This window comes from Desulfobacula sp. (assembly GCF_014237455.1).
GTDB lineage: Bacteria > Desulfobacterota > Desulfobacteria > Desulfobacterales > Desulfobacteraceae > Desulfobacula.
The window spans coordinates 1-5,706 of sequence record NZ_JABZFL010000057.1; the positions used below are offsets into that span (position 1 = coordinate 1).

Annotated in this window: 6 protein-coding genes; 4 read left to right on the forward strand and 2 right to left on the reverse strand. The window is 39.8% G+C overall.

The window, feature by feature from the left end; genetic code table 11:
* Both HGJ91_RS08585 and HGJ91_RS08590 read right to left on the reverse strand, forming a co-directional pair.
* Positions 1-356 (reverse strand): transposase (locus HGJ91_RS08585; RefSeq protein WP_291347306.1); only part of this gene is annotated, 356 nt, incomplete at its 3' end.
* A gap of 106 nt (positions 357-462) precedes the next feature.
* On the reverse strand, positions 463-603 hold the full coding sequence (locus tag HGJ91_RS08590; protein ID WP_291347307.1) for a hypothetical protein: 141 nt from the start codon (positions 601-603) through the stop codon (positions 463-465).
* Positions 604-757: 154 nt separating this feature from the next.
* On the opposite strand from HGJ91_RS08590, the gene HGJ91_RS08595 reads away from it, so the two are divergent.
* From HGJ91_RS08595 to HGJ91_RS08610, 4 genes are all read left to right on the forward strand, one after another.
* The gene (locus HGJ91_RS08595) at positions 758-1,189 is read left to right on the forward strand and encodes a MarR family winged helix-turn-helix transcriptional regulator (protein WP_291347308.1); all 432 of its coding nucleotides are present in this window, start codon (positions 758-760) and stop codon (positions 1,187-1,189) included.
* 77 nt (positions 1,190-1,266) lie between these two features.
* Positions 1,267-2,973, forward strand: coding sequence for an acyl-CoA dehydrogenase family protein (locus tag HGJ91_RS08600; protein ID WP_291347309.1), 1,707 nt, complete (start codon positions 1,267-1,269; stop codon positions 2,971-2,973).
* A 61-nt stretch (positions 2,974-3,034) separates the two neighbouring features.
* On the forward strand, positions 3,035-3,754 hold the full coding sequence (locus HGJ91_RS08605) for an enoyl-CoA hydratase/isomerase family protein (RefSeq protein WP_291347310.1): 720 nt from the start codon (positions 3,035-3,037) through the stop codon (positions 3,752-3,754).
* Between the two features lie 212 nt (positions 3,755-3,966).
* Positions 3,967-5,610 carry a long-chain fatty acid--CoA ligase gene (locus tag HGJ91_RS08610; RefSeq protein WP_291347311.1) on the forward strand — a complete coding sequence of 548 codons (1,644 nt, stop codon included), beginning with the start codon at positions 3,967-3,969 and terminating at the stop codon, positions 5,608-5,610.
* The last annotated feature ends 96 nt before the right edge of the window (positions 5,611-5,706 follow it).

Sequence of the window (5,706 nt, forward strand, 5' to 3'; positions counted from 1 at the left end):
TGTTCTTTTGGATAAATATACCCTTCCGGTAGAATCCCAAGTCTTAAAATGTGGGCCAGCCAGAAGGCATCCCACTTATCATCTTTGAATTTTAATCCCTTGTATTGCTGGATAGCAGCCGGATTAGCCAGGTGAACCTTATACCCATGATCCATTAATCCATCTACCAACCAGTACCAGTTGAAGGTTGATTCCACAACAATACCTTGAAGAGTTTTTTTGTATTTCCGCAACACTTTGAGTATCTGTTCTAAATTGTTATTGTGCCGCTGGCTGTATAATCGTTTGTTCTTCTGATTAATAATGCCAATAAAATTATTACTTGAATGTAAGTCGATTCCGGCATAAGTTTTCATAAAGCACCTCCTTTTTTATAAGATAATGACACCTTATTATTCCACAGCTTTAGCAGCTGTGGAAGGGGAGGTGCTTTCAATTAAGCACGAAATAGCTCAATTTTATTTATAAAAGGCCCTTTATATGATTATCAGGGGAGTATCCTTTGTCCGGTTTTATGTCTGTAAAAAACATTCCCATGGGTTCTTCAATAAGTCCTAAAATGTTAAGAAAGTCGGGAATAGCAGATTTGATCTGATGGTCCATGATTCCTCCTTTGATGGTTTGGCTGGATGGAATGCTTATGAGTTTAGTAGATGAAATCCAAAAAGAAAGCAATACAAATCACCCTGGAATATATATAAACAGCCTTGACAAATTATCCGGTTTCAATTATTGGTTTGTATACAAAGGAGTTTATATGGATAGTTTACCAAAAAATATTCCGGATTGTGTGTTTTTTTTTCTGGCCAAAGCCCATCAAAAGGCCCATGGCCTGTTAAAAAAGAAACTGGTCCCATATGGATTGACCAATATGCAGCACCTTATTCTTGAAGGCCTCTGGTATCATGAAGGCGCCACTGCTGCTGAACTGGGAAAACTTCTAATTCTTGATAAGGCCACATTATCCGGTATTATTGACCGCCTGGATGATGCCGGATGGATTGAAAAGCGGCTGGATGAAAATGATAAGCGTGTGTTCAGGCTTTATACATCAGATAAGGCCAATGAGATCAAATACGAGTTGATTGGTGTGAGAAAAAAAGGAAATGATCTCTTGCTGACTGATTTTTCTATAGAAGAAAAAATACTGTTTAAACGCCTGTTGCGAAGTCTGTTTTTGGAGAATTAATTCATCATACAGATGATGCCAGGGTATTATTATAAATATTTTTAGTTCGTATACTGACTTAAAAAGGAGGGCAAGACATGTTGCTTTTTAATCCGCAAAAATACCAGGACAGAAATTATCCTGATGAAAGATCTAAAGAGGTTATGCTGAAAACCATTGAATGGTTTGAAAACAGAGGCCTTAATAAGTTGAATGAAGAATATCATGCCCGGGAATTTACCTATGACTTTGCAGAATTTATCAAAAAAGAAAGAATTTTCGAAACTCTCTTTCTGCCAAAAGGATATGGGGATAAAGACCAGTATTACAGTACATACAGGATGTTTGAATTTTCAGAAATCTGCGGGTTTTACGGTATGGCATACTGGTATATGTACCATGTTTCTACACTGGGGTTAGACCCGGTATTTCTCGGTGAGAATGAAGATTTCAAGCATAAGGCTGTTGAGAAACTAAAGGAAAACCCTCTGTGTGCATTCGGCCTTTCAGAAAAAGATCATGGTGCTGATATTTATTCATCTTCCATGAAACTATACCCTGCTGACGATGGAACCTATGTGGCTAGAGGGACCAAGTATTACATTGGTAATGGTAATGAAGCCGGAATAATAACTGTTTTTGGTAAATTTGCTGATACAGATGAGTATGTTTTTTTTGTGGTTGATTCAAAGCATGAAAAATATGAATGCATTCAGAATGTTATTGATGCCCAGAACTATGTAGCTGAGTTTGAGCTTCATGATTATCCCATCACAGATGATCTGATTCTTTCAAGGGGACCCAAGGCATGGGATGACATGCTCAATACCATCAATATCTGTAAATTCAATATCGGTTCCGGTGCCATCGGCATCGTCACCCATTCCTTGTACGAATCTCTGAACCATGCAGCCCACCGTAGTCTTTACGGAAAAAATGTCACCGAATTCGCCCATGTAAAACGGCTTTTCCTGGATTCTTACTGCCGCCTTACCGCCATGAAATTATTCGGTCTGAGGGCGACCGATTATATGAGATGTGCATCAAAAGAGGACAAGCGCTACCTGCTTTATAACCCTATCATGAAGATGAAAGTTGCCATTCAGGGTGAAGTTGTCCATGATCTGCTCTGGGATATTATTGCTGCAAAGGGTTTTGAAAAAGATAATTATTTTAGCCAGGCCGTGGTTGACTTAAGGGGATTTCCTAAACTAGAAGGAACACGGCACGTGAACATGGCCCTTATTGTCAAACTTATCCCAAGTTATATGTTCAATCCCGGTGAGTTTCCTGAAGTCCCAAAAATGAACAATGGTGAAAATGATGACTATCTTTTCGAGCAGGGCCGCACAAGAGGGTATGCAAAAACTCAATTCCATGATTTCCGTAAAACCTATGCTACAAAGAACTTACCCAATATTGAAATATTCAAAGAGCAGATCAAAGCCTATGAAGAATTTTTGATTGCTTCGGGAATGGAACTCAAAGATCAGATGATGAATGCGTTTGATTATCTTCTGTGTGTAGGCGAACTCTTTACCCTTGTGGCCTATGGTCAACTTATTATCGAGAGCGCTGCAATTGAAAATGTTGATGATGACCTGTTGGATCAAATTTTTGATTTTATGGTCAGGGATTTTTCACAATTCGGCCTTGAGCTTTATGGAAACGGCTTGTCCACCAAGAAGCAACAGGATGCATGTCTGAAAATGATTAAAAGACCGGTTGCTGATGATGAAAAATTTGAAAAGATTTTAAATGAGCAAATATATGCATTGATTGACACCTATGAAATGAAACCCTAGGTAAAGCCCAAACAGATACATTACTGAAACGGGTAACCATCACTTAAGTACTGGAGAAATCATGGCTGTAATTGAATGGAAAAAAGAAAATAATGTGGCAATTGTAGAAATGTGCAACGGCCAGAATAGAATGAACCAGGCATTTGCTGAAAGCATAAACCAATGCCTTGATGAGGTTCTTGAAGATGCTGATATACAGGCCATGGTTTTGACCTCAACAGATGAAAAAAACTTCTCTCAGGGTATTGATGTGGAATGGATCGGAGGCAAACTACATGCGCAGGAAAACCAGGCAGTTATTTCATTTATGTATGCAATGAACAATATTTTTAAGCGCCTGCTTCTCTTCCCTGTGCCTGTGATTGCAGCCATTAACGGCCATGCCTATGGTAACGGTGCTATCTTATCATGTGCCTGCGACTTCAGGTTTATGAGAAAGGATAGGGGGTTTTTCTGTTTTCCTGAAGTAGATGTATCTATCCCGTTTTTACCCGGGATGATCGGATTTGTGCGCAAGGCAATTCCCGAAAATTTGTTTAACCAAATGCTTTTGTCCGGCCAGAGAGTGGCAGCCATCGAACTGGAAACCGCTAAAGTCATTGTCAAGGCTTGTGATCAGGAAACATTGATGACAGAAGCAATTGCCTTTGCGAACTCCTTTGCTAAAAAAAGAGGGATTTTTCAGGAATTGAAAGAAAGGATGCATAAAAAACTTGTTCGTATCATTGATGAGGAAGATCCAGAATTTATTGATGCTTTAAATCTCTTCGTGGCTGATTGAGCCTAAGCCGGGCACGTCGGTGAAAATAATACAAAAATAAGAGGGGGTGTTTATGCCAAATAATGATATTTTAAATTTGCCATGGAAGAATAAGTGGGCCTGGGAGAGCGAACCACTAAAAACCATCACCCAACACTTTGTGGATACGACTAAAACCTTTGCCAATGAAGAGGGGCAGCTCTTTAACGAACACCTTTATAATGGTGATAGTAATGGCCAGCATTATGGCGGCAAGCGGCCCTTACTGGACCCACGTGGATATGGCCCTGGCCTGTGTAAATGCCGTGAGTGTGACTATTTATTCCACCCTTTCTTTAAAAGAGGCTTCCTATATTGTAAATGACTCAGGCAGCAAGTTTTTGTTTTTAAGGGGAGATGATGTTTTTGAGAGAATCCTTGCCGGTTTTGATGACATGCCAAAACTGGAAAAGATTATTATCATGGACCGTGAATACACAAGCAGCGATGAGCGAATCATCGGCCTGGGGGAACTGCAGGCAAAAGGTGTAGAGTGGAAAAAAGACAGTAAAAATTATGCTGACTATATTGCCAGAAGAGATGGTGTAACCTTAAATGATACCTACACCATACTTTACACCTCAGGCACAACCGGTCAGGGAAAGGGCGTTATCCTTACGCATCATAATGCTTCTTCAAGGATGCATGGCGTAAGCGAATTTTTTGACTATTTTGGCATGGGATTCAAACAGGAATATACAACCCTGTGTTTTCTGCCACTTTCACATATATTTGATAGAGGTTCCTGTCAGATAGCTGCAATAATTTGCGGCGCAACCATTGCCTATGCAGACAGCCCCGGAACCCTTCTCGATGACTTGCAGAAATACAATCCGCACTGGATCAACTGTGTTCCAAGGCTATATGAAAAAATCTATATAAAACTTAATCAGTCAATGGGCGAGAGCGGCCTGAAAAGGAAAATGTTCGACTGGGCCCTTAAGGTTGGCGAAGAAGTCTTTGAATATCGCAAAGATCCCGAAACCGGCACATACAACATGGGACATGATTTTGACATAATGAGTAAACTCCCTGTGGGACTGAAGTTTAAATACAAAATAGCTGACAAACTCTTTGCAAAGGTCAGAGCCCTGTTTGGAAAAAATTTTATGCATTCATTCTCGGCAAGTGCTTCAATATCAGCAGACCTGCTCAAATTTTTCTATATCATTGGCATACGGGTAAGCGAGGGGTACGGTTCTACTGAAAGTTTTAATGCCTGCGCCAATACGCCATTGACTGCCTGCAAGCCGGGATATGTAGGGCTTGAATCTAATGGCACCAGGGTCAGAATATCAAGCCATGGTGAACTTGAGATCCACGGCGCCGGTATTTTTGGCAGTTATCTGAATAAACCGGAAGAGACTAAAGAGTCTTTTACGGAAGACGGTTGGTTTAAAACAGGAGATATGGTGGAGATAGATGAGTTTGGCTATATCAAAATAGTTGACCGCATTAAGTCAATTATTTGCCTTTCCAATGGTAAAAATATCGCCCCTGCAAAAATAGAGGGACTCTTTGCAACCAGCGCTCATATTGAACAGGTTTTCACTATTGGAAATGAACGGAGCGTCATGTCCACCCTAATCGTACCGAATCTTACTTATTTTAAAGAACTCTTTGATGCTCAAGGCATTCATTATGATAAGAGCAAGGTTAAAATTGATGAATCTTCAGGCGTGCCAATTGTTTGTAAGGTTGGTGACGACTTTCTCGAAAAGGGTAATTTAAAAACACTTATCGCCCGGGAAGTTGAAAATGCCAATAAAGAACTTGAAAGTTTTGAGCAGGTAAGACGATATACAATACTTACTGAAACTCACATTCAACACCCTTAATATAAAAAATTAAGGATTTTTTCAAAATTATATTATTTGTTATTTTGGGTAGTTAGCCTAATTAACAACGGCATTGAATTGGTTTTATTCACTGAA